At 68.1% G+C, this 18806-nt stretch carries 21 protein-coding genes and 1 tRNA gene; 8 read left to right on the plus strand and 14 right to left on the minus strand.

Annotation, left to right across the window (positions count from 1 at the left end; translation table 11 throughout):
* Positions 1-47 precede the first annotated feature (47 nt).
* Entirely contained in the window at positions 48-473 is a 426-nt protein-coding gene (locus ACZ5PB_RS29385; RefSeq protein ID WP_468695198.1) for a pyridoxamine 5'-phosphate oxidase family protein, read from the plus strand.
* Between the two features lie 102 nt (positions 474-575).
* Here ACZ5PB_RS29385 and ACZ5PB_RS29390 read toward each other — a convergent pair whose 3' ends face one another.
* The gene (locus tag ACZ5PB_RS29390) at positions 576-938 is read right to left on the minus strand and encodes a (2Fe-2S)-binding protein (RefSeq protein ID WP_468695200.1); all 363 of its coding nucleotides are present in this window, start codon (positions 936-938) and stop codon (positions 576-578) included.
* A gap of 356 nt (positions 939-1294) precedes the next feature.
* Between ACZ5PB_RS29390 and ACZ5PB_RS29395 the strand changes: the two genes are divergently transcribed.
* A complete protein-coding gene (locus ACZ5PB_RS29395; RefSeq protein ID WP_468695202.1) occupies positions 1295-2272 on the plus strand; it encodes a helix-turn-helix transcriptional regulator in 978 nt (325 codons plus the stop codon).
* Positions 2273-2296: 24 nt separating this feature from the next.
* Positions 2297-2794 (plus strand): hypothetical protein, encoded by a 498-nt coding sequence (locus ACZ5PB_RS29400; RefSeq protein WP_468695204.1) that lies wholly within the window; start codon positions 2297-2299, stop codon positions 2792-2794.
* A 3-nt stretch (positions 2795-2797) separates the two neighbouring features.
* Here the strand turns inward: ACZ5PB_RS29400 and ACZ5PB_RS29405 are convergent, their stop codons facing one another.
* Together ACZ5PB_RS29405 and ACZ5PB_RS29410 are read right to left on the minus strand one after the other, a co-directional pair.
* The gene (locus tag ACZ5PB_RS29405; RefSeq protein ID WP_468695206.1) at positions 2798-3418 is read right to left on the minus strand and encodes an HAAS signaling domain-containing protein; all 621 of its coding nucleotides are present in this window, start codon (positions 3416-3418) and stop codon (positions 2798-2800) included.
* 58 nt (positions 3419-3476) lie between these two features.
* On the minus strand, positions 3477-3824 hold the full coding sequence (locus ACZ5PB_RS29410) for a PadR family transcriptional regulator (protein ID WP_468695207.1): 348 nt from the start codon (positions 3822-3824) through the stop codon (positions 3477-3479).
* 169 nt (positions 3825-3993) lie between these two features.
* Between ACZ5PB_RS29410 and ACZ5PB_RS29415 the strand changes: the two genes are divergently transcribed.
* A complete protein-coding gene (locus ACZ5PB_RS29415) occupies positions 3994-4299 on the plus strand; it encodes an SH3 domain-containing protein (RefSeq protein WP_468695209.1) in 306 nt (101 codons plus the stop codon).
* Between the two features lie 68 nt (positions 4300-4367).
* Here the strand turns inward: ACZ5PB_RS29415 and ACZ5PB_RS29420 are convergent, their stop codons facing one another.
* The 5 genes from ACZ5PB_RS29420 to ACZ5PB_RS29440 form a co-directional block, all read right to left on the minus strand.
* Positions 4368-4817, minus strand: a complete 450-nt coding sequence (locus ACZ5PB_RS29420; protein ID WP_468695211.1) for a heat shock protein transcriptional repressor HspR — start codon at positions 4815-4817, stop codon at positions 4368-4370.
* Between the two features lie 7 nt (positions 4818-4824).
* Positions 4825-6003, minus strand: a complete 1179-nt coding sequence (dnaJ, locus tag ACZ5PB_RS29425) for a molecular chaperone DnaJ (protein ID WP_468695213.1) — start codon at positions 6001-6003, stop codon at positions 4825-4827.
* Between the two features lie 45 nt (positions 6004-6048).
* On the minus strand, positions 6049-6699 hold the full coding sequence (gene grpE, locus ACZ5PB_RS29430; protein ID WP_468695215.1) for a nucleotide exchange factor GrpE: 651 nt from the start codon (positions 6697-6699) through the stop codon (positions 6049-6051).
* The gene (dnaK, locus tag ACZ5PB_RS29435; protein ID WP_468695217.1) at positions 6699-8558 is read right to left on the minus strand and encodes a molecular chaperone DnaK; all 1860 of its coding nucleotides are present in this window, start codon (positions 8556-8558) and stop codon (positions 6699-6701) included. Before dnaK ends, grpE begins: the two co-directional genes overlap by 1 nt.
* A 206-nt stretch (positions 8559-8764) precedes the next feature.
* A complete protein-coding gene (locus ACZ5PB_RS29440; RefSeq protein ID WP_468695218.1) occupies positions 8765-9859 on the minus strand; it encodes an LCP family protein in 1095 nt (364 codons plus the stop codon).
* A gap of 250 nt (positions 9860-10109) precedes the next feature.
* Between ACZ5PB_RS29440 and ACZ5PB_RS29445 the strand changes: the two genes are divergently transcribed.
* The 3 genes from ACZ5PB_RS29445 to ACZ5PB_RS29455 all read left to right on the plus strand — a co-directional run bounded on the left by ACZ5PB_RS29445 (position 10110) and on the right by ACZ5PB_RS29455 (position 14329).
* Positions 10110-10655 (plus strand): sugar transferase, encoded by a 546-nt coding sequence (locus ACZ5PB_RS29445; protein ID WP_468695220.1) that lies wholly within the window; start codon positions 10110-10112, stop codon positions 10653-10655.
* 230 nt (positions 10656-10885) lie between these two features.
* Positions 10886-13153 carry a (Fe-S)-binding protein gene (locus tag ACZ5PB_RS29450; protein WP_468695221.1) on the plus strand — a complete coding sequence of 756 codons (2268 nt, stop codon included), beginning with the start codon at positions 10886-10888 and terminating at the stop codon, positions 13151-13153.
* Between the two features lie 240 nt (positions 13154-13393).
* Complete coding sequence (locus ACZ5PB_RS29455; protein ID WP_468695223.1) at positions 13394-14329, plus strand: Yip1 family protein; 936 nt, start codon at positions 13394-13396, stop codon at positions 14327-14329.
* Between the two features lie 84 nt (positions 14330-14413).
* On the opposite strand, the gene ACZ5PB_RS29460 is transcribed toward ACZ5PB_RS29455, so the two are convergent.
* From ACZ5PB_RS29460 to ACZ5PB_RS29470, 3 genes are all read right to left on the minus strand, one after another.
* Positions 14414-14911: a phosphoribosyltransferase gene (locus ACZ5PB_RS29460; protein WP_468695224.1), complete on the minus strand. Its 498-nt coding sequence runs from the start codon at positions 14909-14911 to the stop codon at positions 14414-14416.
* A 7-nt stretch (positions 14912-14918) separates the two neighbouring features.
* Complete coding sequence (dcd, locus tag ACZ5PB_RS29465) at positions 14919-15494, minus strand: dCTP deaminase (protein ID WP_468695226.1); 576 nt, start codon at positions 15492-15494, stop codon at positions 14919-14921.
* An 88-nt stretch (positions 15495-15582) separates the two neighbouring features.
* The gene (locus ACZ5PB_RS29470; RefSeq protein ID WP_468695227.1) at positions 15583-15789 is read right to left on the minus strand and encodes a hypothetical protein; all 207 of its coding nucleotides are present in this window, start codon (positions 15787-15789) and stop codon (positions 15583-15585) included.
* 124 nt (positions 15790-15913) lie between these two features.
* On the opposite strand from ACZ5PB_RS29470, the gene ACZ5PB_RS29475 reads away from it, so the two are divergent.
* Positions 15914-15987: transfer RNA gene (locus ACZ5PB_RS29475), tRNA-Gly, on the plus strand.
* A 51-nt stretch (positions 15988-16038) separates the two neighbouring features.
* Here the strand turns inward: ACZ5PB_RS29475 and ACZ5PB_RS29480 are convergent.
* The 3 genes from ACZ5PB_RS29480 to repSA are packed head-to-tail and all read right to left on the minus strand — an operon-like array spanning position 16039 to position 18781.
* A complete protein-coding gene (locus tag ACZ5PB_RS29480) occupies positions 16039-17220 on the minus strand; it encodes a tyrosine-type recombinase/integrase (RefSeq protein ID WP_468695229.1) in 1182 nt (393 codons plus the stop codon).
* Complete coding sequence (locus ACZ5PB_RS29485) at positions 17220-17444, minus strand: excisionase family DNA-binding protein (RefSeq protein ID WP_468695231.1); 225 nt, start codon at positions 17442-17444, stop codon at positions 17220-17222. The genes ACZ5PB_RS29480 and ACZ5PB_RS29485 overlap by 1 nt, the downstream gene beginning before the upstream one ends.
* 2 nt (positions 17445-17446) lie before the next feature.
* The gene (gene repSA / locus ACZ5PB_RS29490; protein WP_468695318.1) at positions 17447-18781 is read right to left on the minus strand and encodes a replication initiator protein RepSA; all 1335 of its coding nucleotides are present in this window, start codon (positions 18779-18781) and stop codon (positions 17447-17449) included.
* Between the last annotated feature and the right edge of the window lie 25 nt (positions 18782-18806).

The raw sequence follows: 18806 nt of genomic DNA on the forward strand, positions 1-18806 counted from the left end.
CCGGGACCCGGTCATCCGAGCGCCGGCCACTGGCTAACCTGCCGTCCATGGCCATCGACGTACGCAACCCGAACCCGGAGTACCTGACCTTCTGGAGCGGGTACCACTTCTCCACTCTGACGACACCTCGCCCGAACGGCACCCCGCACGTGGTGCCCGTGGGCGTGACCTACGACCCGGGGGCGGGCACGGCCTGGGTGACGGCCGACAAGAACAGCCGCAAGGTGCGCAACGTCCTGGCCGCGGGCGAGGAGGGGGCACTCGCGGCGGTGTGCCAGGTGATCGGCGCGAAATGGGCGACGCTGGAGGGCCGGGCCCGGGTCCGTACGGAACCCGAGATCATCGCGGAAGCGGTACGCCGCTACAGCGCGCGCTACAAACCGGCCCGGGTCAACCCGGACCGCGTACTGATCGAGATCACGCTCACCCGCGCGATGGGCAACGCGGGAAACCCTCCGAGAGCCACTTCATGATCCATACGGGGACAGCACAGCGGCGCCCTCGTGTTCAGGTTCACGAGGACGCCGCTGTGTGGGGGAAGCGCCTGAGCGATTGTCAACGACGGGGGAATCGCTTCAGGCACTGCGGGGGGTGGCTTGTGCGGTCCGCGGGGCGGTCCGGCGGGTGGTGCGCGAGGCGGAGCGCGGAACGCTTTCCGTCTCGAAGAGCTGGTGGTCGGACTTGTCGAGGTTCACGAAGATATTGCCGTACCTGATCTCGCACCGGATGGGCTGCGGCGCCCCCCGGGGCTTGCGAAGACACCGGTAGGCCCGGACATCCTCGTCCTGCTCGCGGACGATCAGGATCGGATCGCCGAACAGCGTCACCATCAACGAGTCGCCGGCCTCGGGGACGGCCGAGACGAGGTCGATGAGATGCCAGCCGCTCCGGATGACCCGGGCCACCTCACGTCTGAAGGAAGAATCGTCCGAAGCCATGTCAAACACCCATGCCCCGGGGCACAAAGCCCCAGCCGAGGTCCGATCCACGATTACCTGCCACGGGAGCGACGCCCCAACCGAGGTCGGCGCTGTGGGCCTGCGCACTGCCCCAGCCGAGATCCGGCGTTACAGACTGCGCGCTGCTCAAGCCAGCACCCACTCCGAGTGCGAGCGCCGCACCAGCAGCGGCGACAAGCACTGAGCGAAGCATTCTCTTACGCATAGTCGGCTTCGTCCTCACTTGGTGGTTTCCCTCGACCCCGTGAACAAGACGATCGCCCATACAGGCACGTCAACACCACCGGAGCGATGCATCATGTTCCTGTACGTACAGGACCCTGGGGGGTGGGCAAATGGCTGAAAAAGGTGCGATACCGGCACATCCACACTCCGTGAGCGACTTGTGTGAAGCCGGAACACGGCTTTACGCCACGGCTCTACGCATCGGGCACATAGGCCGTGCCGAGGTCGAACCGGCGCCCTGTCTCATGGACTTCGCGCTGTTGCATCCCGATCCGGACGACGCGAACTGGCTCCGCCCGGTTCCGCCGTCCACCGCACTTGGCCAGCTTCTGCACCCCCTGGAACGAGAGATACAGGATCGCAGACGTTTGACGGTTCAACTCTCCGATGCATTTGAGCCGTTCCTCGCGCTGAGCGCGCAAACCTCGGCAACCACCCATGCCATCACGGTCCTTGAGGGTCTCAACCGGATCAACGCCACGCTCGACATCGCGGCGGCGGAGTGCCAGACCGAAGTACTGACGATCCAGCCGGGGGGCGGGCGCCGCGAGGACATCCTCGAACAAGGGCTGGAGCGTGGGCGGCCCCTCGTCGAGCGGGGCGTCTCGATGCGCACGCTGTACCAGCACACGGTTCGCCACAGCCAGGGCACGCTCGCCTACGCGGAGCGGATGGCGGAGGCCAAGGTCGAGATCCGTACCCTCGAAGAGCTCGTCGACCGGCTGTTCATCTTCGACCGCTCGGTTGCCTTCATTCCCGTGAGCGACGACCAGGAAATCGCCCTGGAACTCCGGCACCCCGCCCTGGTCGGGTATCTGGCCCAGGTCTTCGAGCAGTTCTGGCAGCATGCCGTCCCCCTCCTGGAACCAGTCTCCTACGACCCCACCCCCGTGGGCATCTCCGGCGTCCAGCGCTCCATCGCCAAGCTCCTCATCGAGGGGTACGTGGACGAAGCCATCGCCCGCCGCCTCGGGATGAACGTCCGCACCTGCCGCGCCCACATCGCCAAACTCGCCACTTCATTGGGCAGCGGCAGCAGGGCCCAGCTCGGTTACCTGATCGCCCGGTCCAACATCCTCGACGCCTGAACCATCGAAGGACCCACACGCCCCATGCGCACCACCGACACCCACTTCGGCGAGATCACCGTGACTCTGGAGGGCCAGGACCGCGTGACCGTGGCGGGTGAGCAGATTCCCACCGTGGTGCTGGAGCGCACCCCGGGCTCCGCCGAGCCCGATCCCCTGGTCGCCATCGGCACCCGCGACCCCGCCGCCCTCGTCCTGACCGTCGACGGCGCCCCGGCCGGCATCACCCCCGCCAAGGGCAAGCTCCGCCGCCGGACGTACCGCGTCGACGTCCGGCACGCGGGCGCGCACTACCGGCTGCAGCCCGACTCCGTACCCTCCAGCCGTCTCACCCGTAACGGCAGCCACGTCGGCGACTTCTCGTCCGACGGCGACGAGACCGTCATCGCCGAATGGCACGAGGGCGCCACCCCCACCCCCGAGGACGCCGCCCTCGGCTACGCCCTCGCCGCCGCCTTCGGCACCGGCGGCCAGCCGTTCTGGATGATGCTGGTCGAGACGGTCAGCGAGGCCCTCCCGTAGGGCTCAGACGCGACGGACCCGCCACAGCCAGACGCACGTGCCGGCGATGAGGGCGAAGCCGCCCAGGTTGCCCAGCAGGGCCTGGATGTCGCCCGACGACCAGCCGCTGATCACGTTCCAGGTGACGAAGAAGACGATCGGCACCACGGCGGCGAGCAGCACACCGGTGGTCTTCTGGACGGCCGTCCAGTGCACCGAGGTGCACAGCAGCACCGCACCGACGACGCGGAACAGGAAGCCGAACACCGGACCGGGGTTGAACGCCGCGTCCGCCCCCAGGTTGAAGATCATCGTGAAGGGCATCGAGACCCCCAGCATCAGCAGCGGCACCAGCGGGTGCACCTTGCCGCGCTTGCCGGTCGCACCGGCGCCCGCACCACTGCCCGCCGGGGCTCCGACCGCCCCGACGCCCGTCTCGGCCAGCGCGGTCGCCGCGATCGTACGGGGGTCGCCCAGCTCCGCCAGGATCTCGGCCACCGCCGCCTCGGGGCGCTCGGCGCGGGTCACCTCGATGTGCTCGGCGAGGTCGGCGAGGAGCTCCTGGCGGCGGTCGGCGGGAAGCGCGGAACCCTCGCGCTCGACGGCGGCGAGGTAGTCGCGTACGGGGTCGGCAGTGCTCTTCATTCGAGATCTCCGGTGGGGGGATTGGGCTGACGCGAGGTGCAGCGTGGGGGGGGGGACGTCAGGTGGTCAGGAACGTGTCGACCGCGTCGCGGAAGCCCGGCCAGACGTGGGTGAACTCGTCGAGCGCGGCCCGGCCGCTTTCGGTGAGCGCGTAGTAGCGACGCGGCGGTCCGGACGCGGACTCCTGCCACGTGGTGGTGACCAGGTCGTCGCGACGGAGCCTGGAGAGCAGCGGGTAGACCGTGCCCTGGCTCGTGGCCAGCGCGCCGGACTGCTCCAGGGCGTGGAGGAGCTCCACGCCGTAACGGGGCCGGTCCCGCATCAGGGCGAGTACGCAGTACTCCAGCACGCCCTTGCGCAGTTGGGTGGCTGCTCGGGCCTGCTTGGCCGCATCACCAGGTTCCATGCGATGCAAGATACCTGGTGCGGCAAGGAGATGGAAGAGGGGGTTCCAGGGTTTGAGAGACCGCCGCTCACTCGGTGGAGTGGCATCCGACCAGGAGCTCATCACTCATGGCAATCACTCGACTACCTTCAGTCATGCCCGAATGGCTGTACCCGAAGGAGCTGTCCGAATGATTCGAAAGATCGGCGTCGCCGTCGTCACCGCCGCCGCCCTGTGCGCACTCACGGGAGCCACCAGCGCGACTGCCGCACCGGCCGCCGCCCCCGCCGCACAGAAGATCAACCACGTCTGCACCGTGAACGACAACGACGTCAACTTCCGCGGCGGCCCCGGCCCCGAGTACCCGGTCCTCGGCAAGGTCAACCGAGGCCAGAACCTGGAGTACCGCGGCACGCAGGGCAACTGGGTCATGGGCGACCTCTGGGGCGGCCCCACCGGCGTCTGGATCCACACCGCGTACCTCGACTACTGCTAGGCACACCGCGCACACGCGAAGGGGCCGGGAGGACGTCACGTCCTCCCGGCCCCTTCGGTACAACTGGCCTACTCCCCCGCCTTCCTCGGCCGCCACACCACCAGCGCGCTCGCCTGGTGGACGTCCTGGTACGGGACCAGGTCGCGGCGGTACGAGGCGTGGACCTGGGCCTCGCGTTGCTGGAGCTGGGCCGCCGCGCCGTCCACGGCCGCCGCGAGTTCGGCGACGCGGGACTGGAGAGCGGCGACCTGGTTCTCCAGCTCGATGATGCGCTTGATGCCGGCCAGGTTGATGCCCTCGTCCTGCGACAACTGCTGGACGGTGCGCAGCAGTTCGATGTCGCGGGCCGAGTAGCGCCGGCCGCGCCCGGCCGTGCGGTCCGGGGAGACCAGGCCGAGGCGGTCGTACTGGCGGAGGGTCTGCGGGTGCAGACCGGAGAGCTGAGCGGCGACCGAGATGACGTACACCGGAGACTCGTCGGTCAACTCATAAGGATTGGTGCGTCGTCGGCCGTCCATCGCTCTCCTACGCTCCCTTCGCGTCCTGGAAGAGTGCGGCCCGCGGATTCTCGTCCTCGGTGGCCGCACGGTAGTTCTCCAGGGCTTCCCTGGCCTTGTCGTTGAGCTGCTTCGGTACGTCGACCGCGATCGTGACGAGCAGATCGCCCCGGGTGCCGTCCTTGCGCACGGCTCCCTTGCCGCGGGCCCGCATGGTGAGGCCGTTGGCCGTTCCCGCGGGCACCTTCAGGGTGACCGCAGGGCCGCCCAGGGTGGGCACCTTCACCTCGCCGCCGAGGGCCGCCTCCACGAAGGTGACGGGGACCGTGACGGTGAGGTTGTCGCCCTTGCGGCCGAAGACCGGGTGGGCGTCGACATGGACGACGACGTAGAGGTCGCCGGCCGGGCCGCCGCGCTCGCCCGGGGTGCCCTTGCCGCGGAGGCGGATGCGCTGGCCGTCCGTCACCCCGGCCGGGATGCGGACCTGCATGGTGCGGGACGACTTGGCGCGGCCCGAACCCTTGCAGATGTCGCAGGGGGTCTCGGCGATGAGGCCGCGGCCCTTGCAGTCGACGCAGGGGTCGGTGAGGGAGAAGCCTCCGCCGCCGCCCCGCGAGACCTGTCCCGTGCCGACGCAGGTCGGGCACACGCGGGGCGTGCCGTTCTTGTCGCCGGTGCCGGAGCAGGCCTTGCAAGCTGCCTGGGAGGACATGCGCAGGGGTACCGTCGCGCCGTCGACCGCCTCGGTGAAGCTGAGGGTGACCTCGGACTCGATGTCCTGGCCGCGCCGGGGCTGGGTGCGCGCACCCGTACCGCCCCGGTTGAAGAGGCCGCCGAAGACGTCCCCTATGCCGCCGCCGAAGCCGCCGGTCTGGGTGGAGCCGCCCTGGGCGCCGCCGAAGAGGTCGCCCAGGTCGAAGTTGAACGAGCCGCCGCCCGCCGCACCGGGACCGGGGCGGAAGCCGCCGTTCCCGAAGAGCGCGCGGGCCTCGTCGTACTCCTTGCGCTTCTTGGCGTCACCGAGGACGTCGTTCGCCTCGGAGATCTCCTTGAAGCGCTCCTCGGCCTCGGTGTTGCCCTTGTTCGCGTCCGGGTGGAACTCGCGGGCGAGCTTCCGGTACGCCTTCTTGATCTCGGCCTCGGTGGCGTCCTTGGGGACGCCGAGAACCTTGTAGTAGTCCTTCTCGACGAAGTCCTTCGTGCTCATTTCCTCGACGTCCCTCCTCTCGGACCCATGATCCCGAGTGCGGCACTACCCCTTCTCGGGGTCACCGCTCTCCTTGTCATCGGAGTCTTCCGACTTCTCGGCCGCGGCCCCCGGCTGGGGCTCGGCCACCGCGACCCTGGCGGGGCGGATCGTACGCTCGCCGATCCGGTAGCCGGGCTGCAGGATCGCCACGCAGGTCGTCTCGGTGACGTCCGGCGCGTACGAGTGCATCAGGGCTTCGTGGATCGTCGGGTCGAAGGGCTCGCCCTCCTTGCCGAACTGCATGAGGCCCATCTTCGCGGCCACCGTCTCCAGCGATTCGGCCACCGACTTGAAGCCGCCGACCAGCTCGCCGTGCTCCCGGGCGCGGCCGATGTCGTCGAGCGTCGGGAGGAGCTCGGTCACGAGGTTCGCCGCGGCGATCTCCTTGACCGTGACCCGGTCCCGCTCCACGCGGCGACGGTAGTTCTGGTACTCGGCCTGGAGCCGCTGGAGGTCGGCCGTGCGCTCGGCGAGCGCCATCTTGGCCTGGTCCAGCTGGGCCGTCAGTGCGACGTCCTCCGCGGCACTCGCGTCCCCGGCCGGGGCTGCCGAGCCCTCCTCCTTGGAGGAGGACTCAGCAGCCTTCGGCTCGGCGTCGTCCGTGCCGGGAGAGACGTCGGGCTTCTCGTCGAAGCCCGGTGTCTCCTCGGGCATCAGGCAGCGCCGCCCTTCTTGTCCTTCTCGTCGTCGACGATCTCGGCGTCGACGACGTCGTCCTCGGGCTGGCCCTGGGCCGCACCCTCGGCACCCGGGGCACCCTCGCCCGCGGCCTGCGCGCCCTGGGCGTCGGCGTACATGGCCTGGCCGAGCTTCTGGGAAACGGCGGCGACCTTCTCGGTGGCCGTACGGATCTCAGCGGTGTCCTCGCCCTTGAGCTTTTCCTTCAGCTCGGTGACGGCGGTCTCGACCTCGGTCTTGACGTCGGCCGGGACCTTCTCCTCGTTGTCCTTCAGGAACTTCTCCGTCTGGTACACGAGCTGCTCGGCCTGGTTGCGGGTCTCGGCGGCCTCGCGGCGCTTGTGGTCCTCGTCCGCGTACTGCTCGGCCTCTTCGCGCATCCGGTTGACCTCGTCCTTCGGCAGCGAGGAGCCACCGGTGACGGTCATCTTCTGCTCCTTGCCGGTGCCGAGGTCCTTCGCGGCCACGTGCATGATGCCGTTGGCGTCGATGTCGAAGGCGACCTCGATCTGCGGCACGCCGCGCGGGGCCGGCGGCAGACCGGTCAGCTCGAACATCCCGAGCTTCTTGTTGTACGCCGCGATCTCGCGCTCGCCCTGGTAGACCTGGATCTGCACGGACGGCTGGTTGTCCTCGGCCGTCGTGAAGATCTCGGAGCGCTTGGTCGGGATCGTGGTGTTGCGCTCGATGAGCTTGGTCATGATCCCTCCCTTGGTCTCGATACCCAGGGACAGCGGGGTGACGTCAAGGAGCAGTACGTCCTTGACCTCGCCCTTCAGGACACCCGCCTGGAGCGAGGCGCCGATGGCGACGACCTCGTCCGGGTTGACGCCCTTGTTGGCGTCACGGCCGCCGGTGAGCTCCTTGACGAGCTCGGCCACGGCCGGCATACGGGTCGAGCCACCGACGAGAACGACGTGGTCGATCTCGGAGAGCGCGATGCCCGCGTCCTTGATGACGTTGTGGAACGGCGTCTTGCAGCGCTCCAGCAGGTCACTGGTCAGCTGCTGGAACTGCGAGCGCGTGAGCTTCTCGTCCAGGTGCAGCGGGCCCTCGGCGGACGCCGTGATGTACGGGAGGTTGATCGACGTCTCGGTGGAGGACGACAGCTCGATCTTCGCCTTCTCCGCGGCCTCGCGGAGACGCTGGAGAGCCATCTTGTCCTTGCCCAGGTCCACACCGTGGTTGCCCTGGAACTGCTTCACCAGGTAGTCGACGACGCGCTGGTCCCAGTCGTCACCACCGAGGTGGTTGTCACCGTTGGTCGCCTTGACCTCGACGACGCCGTCACCGATCTCAAGGAGCGAAACGTCGAACGTACCGCCACCGAGGTCGAAGACCAGGATGGTCTGGTCGTCCTTGTCGAGGCCGTACGCCAGGGCTGCGGCGGTCGGCTCGTTGACGATGCGCAGGACGTTGAGGCCCGCGATCTCACCGGCCTCCTTGGTCGCCTGACGCTCGGAGTCGTTGAAGTACGCCGGGACGGTGATGACCGCGTCGGCCACCTTCTCGCCCAGGTAGGACTCGGCGTCCCGCTTCAGCTTCTGCAGGATGAAGGCGCTCATCTGCTGCGGGTTGAACTTCTTGCCGTCGATCTCGATGTTCCAGTCAGTGCCCATGTGGCGCTTGACCGAACGGATCGTCCTGTCGACGTTGGTGACCGCCTGGCGCTTGGCGACCTCACCTACGAGGACCTCGCCGTTCTTCGCGAAGGCGACGACGGACGGCGTGGTCCTGGCGCCTTCGGCGTTGGTGATGACGGTGGGCTCGCCGCCTTCGAGAACGCTGACGACGGAGTTAGTCGTGCCCAGGTCGATGCCGACCGCACGTGCCATTTCAAATCCTCCAGATACGTACTTGAGTGGAACTGGCTCAAGGATGCATCACATGGCCCACTCCGTCAACAGAGCTGAGTGGAGGGGACTCAACTCTTCGGCTCTTATCTCGCTCATACACTGCGCATCGAGGCCCTGACCTGCACTTACGTGCGCGCCTGGCCGCCACTCGTCGCCAGTACCCAGTCGTCGCCAGCCACTCGCAGCTACTCGTACTCGTCGTGGACCGGCTCGAACTCGGGAGCCGCCGGCTCTTCCTCCGGCTCCTTCTCGGCCGCCTTGAGGGCGGCGAGCACCGGCTCGTCCTTCTTCACCGCGTCGAACACCCGCCGCGCTTCCGGCTGTTCGAGGTCGAGCCGGTACCAGTGGTCCGGCGCCTGGTGGTGCGGCAGCGTCGTGAAGGTGAGTGCCCCGGGCGGCAGTTCCTGGAGGCTGTGCACGACGTCGTACAGCTCGCCGAGCGAGTCGAGTCCGGAGTCGGCGGTCAGTGCGGACGTGGCCGCGTCGAGCACGGGGTAGAGCCGGGCCGGGTTGGTGAGGGTGCCGTCGCTGCGGATCTTGGTGGCGAGCCGGTTGACGAAGTCCTGCTGGCGGCTGATCCGGTTGAGGTCGCTGCCGTCGCCGACGTACTGCCTGGCCCGGACGTAGCTCAGTGCGGTCTCGCCCTTGAGGACGTGGCGTCCGGCGGAGAGGTCGAGTCCGACGTTGGGGTCGTGCTCGGGCTTCTTGAGGTCGACCTCGACGCCGCCCACCGCGTTGATGATCTTCGTGAAGCCCTTGAAGTCGACGGTCAGGTGGTGGTCGATCCGGATGCCGGTGAGCTTCTCCAGCGTACGGATGGTGCAGGCCGCGCCGCCGAACTGGAACGCCCAGTTGAACTGGGCGTTCTGCTCCAGGCTGTGGCTGCCGTCGGGCCGCAGACAGCTCGGCATGTCCACCCGCAGGTCGCGCGGCACGCTCAGCACCTCGGCGCGCTTCCGGTCGGCGGCCAGGTGCAGGAGCATCACGGTGTCCGAGCGCTCGCTGCCCGCCGCCTCCCGGTAGTCGGAGCCGAGCAGCAGGATGTTCTGGGCCCGGCCGGGGGCCCGGGTCGGCCGCTCGGCGCCGAACCTGGCGAGGGCGGCGGCGGTCGCCTCGTCGGTACGGATGTTGCCGTCGATCTTCCGGTACGCGAGCCAGCCCGCGACGGCGGTGAGCCCGACGATCACGGCGAGGCCGGCACCGATCAGCTTGAGGGTGCGCCGGGCCCACAACCGGGCGGCGAACGCGGCCAGCGGGGCGGGCACGGACGGTTTCGGCATCTTCCCCACCCCTCAGGCCCCCCGTACCAGCGCGTCGTGGGAGCCGATGAGTCCGGCCCCTCCTGTCACCACGGCACGCATGCCACAACCACCTCTCCGACCTCTGCCCTGCACTGTCCGACGGAACGCCGCACGGCCGAGCAGCACGCGTGGCACACCCCTCGACCGGCACTCATCGTGCGAGAGTCCTATCCACAAACCCGACTATTTGTACGAAGTCGGACAAAGATCCCACGAAAGGATGCGGCACATGCGGGAGATGCGCTACCTGTCCACGAAACGCGCCCTGGATCTGGCGGGCGGCCTGCTGCTCCTGGCCCTCCTCTCACCGGTACTGGCAACAGCCTTCGCAGCCGTCGCCCTCACCTCCCCCGGCGACCCGATCCTCCGCCGGCCCCGGGCAGGTCTGGGCGGCGAGCCCTTCGGCATGCTCAGCTTCCGCACCGTCGCGCACACGGCCACTGCCGACCGCGTCACCCCGGTCGGCCGCCTGCTCCGCCGCCTCGCCCTCGACGAACTCCCCCAGCTGGTCAACGTCGTCCGCGGCGAGATGTCCCTCGTCGGCCCCCGCCCGCTGCCCGTCGAGGACTCCGGCCGCACGGGCCTGGCCCGGGGCCGGCTGGAGGTCCGCCCCGGCATCACGGGCCTGTGGCAGGTCGGCGGACGCTCCGATCTCCCCTGGGACGAGATGGTGCTGCTCGATCTGGAGTACGTGGACACGCACTGCCTCGCCGTCGACCTGGGCATCCTGGCCCGCACGGTCCCCGCGGCCCTGACCGCGCGGGCGCCCCGCTGACCGCACCGCACCGCACCCGGGGCGGACATCGGGGCGACGTAATGATCGTCACTGAGGGTTGCCTGAGCGACGCAGATCACCGCCCGCGTAGATACTGTGCGACGGCATAAGTGGGTACTCTCAGCTCGACTGGATAAGTTACCGCTTAGTAATCAGCCTGAGGTTCCGGGACTCCCGGGCCCGCCCCAGGCCCCCCGATACCCACCCTCGCAGGCCCGAGGAGCCCCCAAATGCAACTCGCCGCGATCATCGTGTCGCTTGTCCTCATCGCAGTCGGCGTCGCGCTGTTCGGCCGTGCGATCTTCCAGATCTACCGATTCGTCACGCTCGGCCAGCCCGTACCCGCCGGTACCCGCACCGACTACCCGTGGCAGCGCGCGGTCACCGTGGCCAAGGAGTTCCTCGGCCACACCCGGATGAACAAGTGGGGCGTCGTCGGAGTCGCGCACTGGTTCGTGGCGGTGGGCTTCCTCACGCTGCTGCTGACGATCGTCAACGCCATCGGCCAGCTGTTCAAGGCCGACTGGATCCTGCCGGTCATCGGCGACTGGGCCCCGTACAACATGTACGTGGAGTTCATGGGCACGATGACCGTGCTCGGCATCCTGGTCCTGATCGTCATCCGGCAGCTGAACCGTCCCGGCGGGGCGGGCCGCAAGTCCCGTTTCGCGGGCTCCAACACCGGCCAGGCGTACTTCGTCGAGACGGTCATCCTGATCGTCGGCGTCTGCATCTTCACGCTGCACGCCCTGGAGGGCGCCCAGCACCACGTGGACTCCTACGAGGCGTCGTTCTTCATCTCGTACCCGGTCCTGGCCTGGTTCCGCGGCATGGACCTCGCCACGCTCCAGAACCTCACGTACCTCTTCGCGGGCGTGAAGATCGCGACCTCCTTCACCTGGATGATCACGGTCGCGCTGAAGACCGACATGGGCGTCGCCTGGCACCGCTTCCTGGCCTTCCCGAACATCTTCTTCAAGCGCAAGGCGGACGGCGACGTCGCGCTCGGCGCACTGCTGCCGATGACCAGCGGCGGCAAGGAGATCGACTGGGAGGACCCGGCCGAGGACGCCGTCTTCGGTGTCAGCCAGGTCGAGCAGTTCAGCTGGAAAGGCATCCTCGACTTCTCCACCTGCACCGAGTGCGGCCGCTGCCAGTCGCAGTGCCCCGCCTGGAACACGGGCAAGCCGCTCTCCCCCAAGCTCCTGATCATGTCCCTGCGCGACCACGCGCACGCCAAGGCCCCGTACCTGCTGGCCGGCGGCGGCAAGGACATGGAGGGCAACGAGAAGGCCACGCCCGAGCAGCTCAAGGACGTCCCGGCGGCAGCCCTCGCGGAGGCCGAGCGTCCGCTCATCGGCACCGTCGAGGAGAACGGCGTCATCGACCCCGACGTCCTGTGGTCCTGCACCTCCTGCGGCGCCTGCGTCGAGCAGTGCCCGGTGGACATCGAGCACATCGACCACATCGTCGACATGCGCCGCTACCAGGTGATGATCGAGAGCGCCTTCCCGTCCGAGGCCGGGACGATGCTCAAGAACCTGGAGAAGAAGGGCAACCCCTGGGGGCTCGCCAAGAAGGCGCGCGTCGAGTGGACCAAGGAGGTCGACTTCGAGGTGCCGATCGTCGGCAAGACGATCGAGGACCTCACCGAGGTGGAGTACCTGTACTGGGTCGGCTGCGCCGGCGCCCTCGAAGACCGCGCCAAGAAGACCACCAAGGCCTTCGCGGAGCTGCTGCACATGGCGGGCGTCAAGTTCGCGATCATGGGCGGCGACGAGAAGTGCACCGGTGACTCGGCCCGCCGCCTCGGCAACGAGCCGCTCTTCCAGCAGCTCGGCGCGGAGAACGTGGCGATGCTGAACATGGCGTACGGCGAGGACGACGACGACCCGGCGACCAAGAAGCCCAAGTCGTCGAAGAAGATCGTCGCGACCTGCCCGCACTGCTTCAACACGATCGCGAACGAGTACCCGCAGCTGGGCGGCGAGTTCGAGGTCATCCACCACACGCAGCTGCTCCAGCACCTCATCGACGAGGGCAAGCTGGTCCCGGTGACCCCGGTCGAGGGCCTCATCACGTACCACGACCCCTGCTACCTGGGCCGGCACAACAAGGTCTACACGCCCCCGCGCGAGATCATGTCCGCCGTCCCCGGCCTGCGCCAGCAGGAGATGCACCGCCACAAGGAGCGCGGCTTCTGCTGCGGCGCCGGTGGTGCGCGCATGTGGATGGAGGAGCGGATCGGCAAGCGCATCAACACGGAGCGCGTCGACGAGGCCCTTTCGTTGAACCCGGACATCGTCTCCACCGCCTGCCCCTTCTGCCTCGTGATGCTCACGGACTCGGTCAACGGCAAGAAGAACGACGGCAAGGCCAAGGAGTCGCTGACGGTGGTCGACGTGGCGCAGCTGCTGCTCGACTCGGTCAAGACCCCGGCGGACCCGGCGGCCGAGGAGGCGTCGGAGGACGCGCCGGAGCCGGAGCCGGCGAAGTAGAAGTACGTACGCAGGTACGCAGGTACGCAGGTACGCACGCACGCGTGCCGCGTGAGCGGCCGGACCTTCCCTTCGGGGCGGGCCCGGCCGCTCTCGCCGTTCCGGGCTGTTGTCGGCCCCTCACCCCGCTCCTGACAGCCCCCCGGGGTTCCCCTAGGGGATGTCACAGGTCGGCCGCAAAGGCCCCCGCTCCGCCGTCCCCCGACCACGGGCCCACCCGGAGCGGGTACGTTCGTTCGCGTGGCTGGATTCAGGATCGGACGCGGCCGGGACAACCGCACGCAGCAGCAACCGCAGCGGCAGCAGCAGCCGTACGGGGGACAGCAGGCATCGCCTCCACCCCCGTACGGCCAGCAGCAGTGGCCGCAGGCCCCCCAGTACGGAGGTGGCGGCCACGGTGGCCAAGGGGGATACGGAGGTGGCGGCTCCGACGAACCGGAGTACTTCGGCGACCCGCACCCCCACCAGGGCGGCTACGGCCCGCAGGGCGGCGGCCAGGCCCCGTACGGCCAGAGCCCGCAGCACGACCCGTACGCCAACAACCCGGGTCACACCCAGGCCTTCAGCATCAACGAGGACCCGTACGGCGACGGCAACACCTACCGGGCCGGCAACTCCCCGGCGCCGCCGCCGGGCCCCCGCCTGCACTGGAAGCAGCTGCTCTCGGGGATCGTGCTGCGCCCGGGCGCGACGTTCCTGCAGATGCGCGACCACCAGGTCTGGGCCCCGGCCCTGATCATCACGTTCCTCTACGGCCTGCTCGCGGTCTTCGGCTTCGACAAGGCACGCGAGGAGACGATCAACTCGACCTTCGCGAGTGCCATTCCGTATGTGCTCACCACGTCCGTGGCGATGATCATCTGCGGCCTGGTCCTCGGCGTGGTGACCCACACGCTGGCCCGCCAGCTGGGCGGCGACGGCTCCTGGCAGCCGACCGTCGGCCTGTCGATGCTGATCATGTCGATGACGGACGCCCCGCGCCTGCTCTTCGCGCTCTTCCTGGGCGGTGACAACAACCTGGTCCAGATCATCGGCTGGGCGACCTGGCTGGCCGCAGGCGCCCTGTTCACCTCGATGATCAGCAAGTCCCACGACCTGCCGTGGCCGAAGGCGCTGGGCGCGTCGGCGATCCAGCTGGTCGCACTGCTGTCGCTGATCAAGCTGGGCACGATCTAGCGCTGACGGCACACGGAAGGGCCCGGGCGAGAACCACTCACCCGGGCCCTTCTCGCTGACCACTCAGCACTCAGCACTCAGCACTCAGGAGTCGAGAACCTGCCCCGCGCGCCGCACGACCGGCTTCTCCACGGACCAGGGGAAATTGATCCACTCGTCGGTCCGCTTCCACACGTACTCGCACTTCACGAGCGAATGCGACTTCTCGTAGACGACGGCGCTGCGCACCTCGGCAACGTGCTCCAGGCAGAAGTCGTGCACCAGCTTCAGCGTCTTGCCGGTATCGGCGACGTCATCAGCAATAAGCACCTTCTTATTGCTGAAGTCGATGACATTCGGCACCGGCGCGAGCATGACGGGCATTTCCAGGGTCGTACCGACCCCGGTGTAGAACTCCACATTCACCAGATGAATGTTCTTCACATCCAGCGCATAAGCCAGCCCACCGGCCACGAAGACGCCGCCGCGCGCGATGCTGAGCACGATGTCCGGCTCGTAACCGTCGTCGGCGATCGTCTGCGCCAGCTCGCGCACCGCATGCCCGAAACCGTCGTACGTCAGGTTCTCTCGTACGTCACTCATACCGCTGTTACACCTGCGTCCGATGGAAGTTGAGGAAGGACCGCGAGGCCGTCGGCCCGCGCTGCCCCTGGTAACGGGACCCGTACCGCTCGGATCCATAAGGAAACTCCGCCGACGAGCTGAGCTGGAACAGACACAGCTGCCCGATCTTCATCCCGGGCCACAGCTTGATGGGCAGGGTCGCCAGATTCGACAACTCCAGCGTCACATGCCCGGAAAACCCGGGGTCGATAAACCCCGCGGTCGAATGCGTCACCAGCCCGAGCCGCCCCAGCGAGCTCTTTCCCTCCAGCCTCGAAGCGAGGTTGTCGGGCAGGGTGATGGTCTCGTACGTCGAGGCGAGCACGAACTCACCCGGGTGCAGGATGAACGCCTCGTCCCCCTCCGGCTCGACGAGCCGCGTGAGGTCGGCCTGCTCCACGGCGGGGTCGATGTGCGGATACCGGTGGTTCTCGAACACCCGGAAGTAGCGGTCCAGCCGCACATCGATGCTCGACGGCTGCACCATGGATTCGTCGTACGGATCAATACGTACTCGTCCGGCGTCGATCTCGGCCCGGATGTCCTTGTCTGAGAGAAGCACCCACCGAGGATACGCAGAGCGCGTGGGCCCGCCCCAATCGGACGGCCCCACGCACCAAAAACCACTCCCTGCTACTGCCTACTTCCTACTACTGCTTAGGCGCTCCCACCGGCACGGCATGCCTCAACCGAGCACATCGCGGACAGCGAATGAGCCGCCCGGGCCCGATCCGCTCCGCTCCGAGCTGCTGCAACGGGAACGAAGAGGTGCTGAACACGTGCCCCTCGGCACAGCGGACGACGGTGCGATCCATCAAGTCCCTTCCCCAAACCACGCGTGGACGAAGCTGCCACATTAGGGGATAAACAGGACCTCACTCCAAGCGGCACTCCGCACTCCACTTCCCCACCACCGGACAACTGGATCCCGACATGGGGTACAGTGTCCGACGATGCGGCAACAGCTCAACGGCCGCTCAAGCGGGTGTAGTTTAATGGTAGAACATGAGCTTCCCAAGCTCAGAGCGCGAGTTCGATTCTCGTCACCCGCTCCACACGAAAGCCCCAGGCCAGCGGCCCGGGGCTTTGTTGTTGTCTAGACCGGATCAAGGCTCTCGCGCCAGATCCGTGCCAGATGCTTGATCACCTTCCTGGCGAGCTGCCTCGCGTGCCGCCTTCTTGCGGGCCTTGCGAATCGCCTTCTCCAACTTCTTGGCCACCTCGCGTTGCCGCTCCAGGTCCGAGTGCTGGTAGATCATCGCGGCCTTCTCCGAGGACTGGCCGGCGCGGACCATCGTGTCTTTCAGCGTCGCCCCGGCCCGGGTAGACAGGGTGTGCCCGGTGTGCCGGAGATCGTAGAAGCGGAAACCCTCCGGCAACCCGACGTCCGCACGGGCCTTGCGCCACTTCCGCCCGAAGGTGGAGCGCCGAAACGGCTTGCCCCGCTCCCCCACGAACAGCAGCCCATCGGGTGCCTTCTCCGCGTACAGCTCTAGATGCACCTTCAGCTCCGGCCTCAAGAAGGTGGGCAGAGCGAGAAACCTCATACCGGCCCTCGACTTGGTCTTCCCTGGGGCGCGCCGGCCGGTGGTCAGCTCCGGCTCAGCTCGCCGTACCCAGATGCCCACCGTGTCCAGGTCGACGTCCGAGCGCCGCATCCCGGCTTGCTCCTCGGGGCGAGCCGGACCGTACGCAGCGATGTAGACCATCAGCCGCCAGCGCGCGCCCAGAGCAGTCGCGAGAGCATCCACCTGGGCCACGGTGGCGATGGGACGCTCATCTGCTGATTCCTTGCCCGCGCCCTTGATGCGGCAGGGGTTCCGGCGGATGAGCTCATCGTCCACAGCCGTTTCCATGATGGCCTTCAAGAGCCTGTACGTCTTGGCCACTGTGGTGGCCCCAGTGGCGCCCTTCCTCTCAGCCCGCCAGGTACGGACCGCGGGCGCGGTGATCTCGTCCAAGTCCGCGTCCCCGAAGGTGGGTACGAGATGCAGCCGTAGCAACCGCAAGTACAGCTCCTCGGTGGTCGCGCTGATCTCGCGTTCGGCCACCCAGGTCCGGGCGTACTTCTCGAAGTTCACTGCTCCCGCGTCCGGGTCGATCCACTGGTCGTGTCGGATCTCCGTGCGGGTCTCTGACAGCCAATCGTCGGCGTCCCGAGCTGTTTCGAAGGTCTGCGGCGCGGGGCGCAGAAGTCCGTCAGGCCCGAGATAGCGCGCCTGGTAGCGCCCGGACCGCAGCTTGCGTACCGATCCAAAGAGGCGGCGCTTTCCCTTCTTGTTAGCCATCAAGCAGCCCTCCGGTAGCCCGAACGCCGGCGCCGGACCGGTTCGACGGTATGGGCCGTGAGGAATTCCTCAATGGCGCTTTCCGGGATACGCACGTGTGAGCCGACCTTGACGTAGCGGATGCGCCGCTCAGCAACGAGGCGGCGGGGAAACCGCTCGCCGCTGGTCTTCCAGGTACCGAGCAGGACGGCCGCCTCCGCCACCGTCAACATTCCTTCAGCCATGGTCACCACTCCTGTTCGTTGGGTAGTACGGCGAGTGCTTCGCGGGCGGTGTCGCGGTTGAGCTGGATGGTCCGGGCGATGGTGGCGGCGAGGGTGGATTCGCCAGGGGTGTGGCCATGGCCGGCGTACTGCCAGTCGGCGAGGACGAGCACGGTGTCCGGCTCGCGTTCGTCGAGGCCGAGTGCGGCGTGCTCTTGGGTGGCGCGGTAGTCGGCGCGGGTCTGTCGGAGGGCGCCGAGGGTGGTGGAGTAGTGGCGGGATTTCGAGGAGAAGTGGCCGCGGAAACCGAGCATGTGTGCCCAGGCCCAGAGCCGCCGGTCCGGGTAGAGCGGGTCAAGAATCTTGCAGGCTTGGATCAGCCGGCGGGCATGGTCCGGGACACCGTGGCGGTCAAGTTCGGATAGTTCGCCGATCCGGCGGTCCAGGGTGCCGGTGGTCTCGGCTGCCTTGGTGGCGTACTTGGCGACGTACGAGGCCACCGCCTGTTCTGTGAGGTCCTGCCCGGAGTCGAAGGCGCGGATCGGGCGTACGTCGAGTTGGGTGCCCCATCGGAAGGTGCGGGCGGGGTTGTCGTCGGCAGCCGGTATGGACACGGAGGTGTACCTGTGCACGGCAGCCGCCCGGATCGCGTCGTCCAGCACGCCGACGGTGGCCCAGGACGGCGGCGGGGAGTCAGGCCCGTTGGGTCCGTCGAGGCGGATTACGGCGTGAAAGTGGACGGCGCCGCGCTTCTGGAATTCAGCTACCTTGCCGAAGGAGAGCCGCAGTTGCTCGGAGAGTTCTCGTTGGGTCAGGCCGCCACGGGCAGCGAGTTCGCGGCGCAGCCGGTTGGTGAAGCGCTGCCACAGGTTCCCAGCATGGTTGTTGAAGAGCACGGCCCCGGCGTAGTCGTACGTGCCCGGGTTGAGTGCCGTGCCCAGGGCCGGGTCGTCATCGGCATGGCGTACGCCGCAGCGGCAGGGCCGGGGGCCGGGCCGGTTGTGGACCGGGCCGAAAGACGGGGCGGTGAGAGTGGCGAAGACTCGGGGGTGGTCGCGGACGGTGGCGGGGATGTCCTTGGCCGGGTTGCCGACGAGTCCGGCGCGGATCAGGTGGTAGGTGTCCCCGGCGTAGGTCCAGGCGCAGGAGGGGCAGCGGGAGGCCCGCCGGTTGCCGCACGCGATCCGTAACCGTCCGCCGGGTTCACCCTCGGTCGTGTAGTGGTGCAGGGTCTCTCCGGACACCTTGTCCTTGGTGAGCGTCCAGCCAGTCAGGTGGACCGGGTCGGCGCATCCACTGGTGCGGCGGATCTGGTCTTGCCAGCGGTCGAAGCCCGGATCCCCGGTCACCCGGAGCATGTCGCCCAGGGTGATCGGGTCCAGG

The sequence above is a fragment of the Streptomyces sp. NPDC032721 genome (genome assembly GCF_055579625.1).

Excerpts from the sequence above, each read along its gene's own strand:
- ACZ5PB_RS29485 (WP_468695231.1), bottom strand. The coding sequence starts at position 17,444 with ATGGCTGAAGGAATGTTGACGGTGGCGGAGGCGGCCGTCCTGCTCGGT.
- ACZ5PB_RS29415 (WP_468695209.1), top strand. The coding sequence starts at position 3,994 with ATGATTCGAAAGATCGGCGTCGCCGTCGTCACCGCCGCCGCCCTGTGC.
- ACZ5PB_RS29450 (WP_468695221.1), top strand. The coding sequence starts at position 10,886 with ATGCAACTCGCCGCGATCATCGTGTCGCTTGTCCTCATCGCAGTCGGC.
- dnaK (WP_468695217.1), bottom strand. The coding sequence starts at position 8,558 with ATGGCACGTGCGGTCGGCATCGACCTGGGCACGACTAACTCCGTCGTC.
- ACZ5PB_RS29460 (WP_468695224.1), bottom strand. The coding sequence starts at position 14,911 with ATGAGTGACGTACGAGAGAACCTGACGTACGACGGTTTCGGGCATGCG.
- ACZ5PB_RS29410 (WP_468695207.1), bottom strand. The coding sequence starts at position 3,824 with ATGGAACCTGGTGATGCGGCCAAGCAGGCCCGAGCAGCCACCCAACTG.
- ACZ5PB_RS29400 (WP_468695204.1), top strand. The coding sequence starts at position 2,297 with ATGCGCACCACCGACACCCACTTCGGCGAGATCACCGTGACTCTGGAG.
- ACZ5PB_RS29395 (WP_468695202.1), top strand. The coding sequence starts at position 1,295 with ATGGCTGAAAAAGGTGCGATACCGGCACATCCACACTCCGTGAGCGAC.
- ACZ5PB_RS29440 (WP_468695218.1), bottom strand. The coding sequence starts at position 9,859 with ATGCCGAAACCGTCCGTGCCCGCCCCGCTGGCCGCGTTCGCCGCCCGG.
- dnaJ (WP_468695213.1), bottom strand. The coding sequence starts at position 6,003 with ATGAGCACGAAGGACTTCGTCGAGAAGGACTACTACAAGGTTCTCGGC.
- grpE (WP_468695215.1), bottom strand. The coding sequence starts at position 6,699 with ATGCCCGAGGAGACACCGGGCTTCGACGAGAAGCCCGACGTCTCTCCC.
- ACZ5PB_RS29390 (WP_468695200.1), bottom strand. The coding sequence starts at position 938 with ATGGCTTCGGACGATTCTTCCTTCAGACGTGAGGTGGCCCGGGTCATC.
- ACZ5PB_RS29385 (WP_468695198.1), top strand. The coding sequence starts at position 48 with ATGGCCATCGACGTACGCAACCCGAACCCGGAGTACCTGACCTTCTGG.
- ACZ5PB_RS29480 (WP_468695229.1), bottom strand. The coding sequence starts at position 17,220 with ATGGCTAACAAGAAGGGAAAGCGCCGCCTCTTTGGATCGGTACGCAAG.
- ACZ5PB_RS29445 (WP_468695220.1), top strand. The coding sequence starts at position 10,110 with ATGCGGGAGATGCGCTACCTGTCCACGAAACGCGCCCTGGATCTGGCG.
- ACZ5PB_RS29470 (WP_468695227.1), bottom strand. The coding sequence starts at position 15,789 with ATGTGGCAGCTTCGTCCACGCGTGGTTTGGGGAAGGGACTTGATGGAT.
- ACZ5PB_RS29420 (WP_468695211.1), bottom strand. The coding sequence starts at position 4,817 with ATGGACGGCCGACGACGCACCAATCCTTATGAGTTGACCGACGAGTCT.
- repSA (WP_468695318.1), bottom strand. The coding sequence starts at position 18,781 with ATGCTCCGGGTGACCGGGGATCCGGGCTTCGACCGCTGGCAAGACCAG.
- ACZ5PB_RS29405 (WP_468695206.1), bottom strand. The coding sequence starts at position 3,418 with ATGAAGAGCACTGCCGACCCCGTACGCGACTACCTCGCCGCCGTCGAG.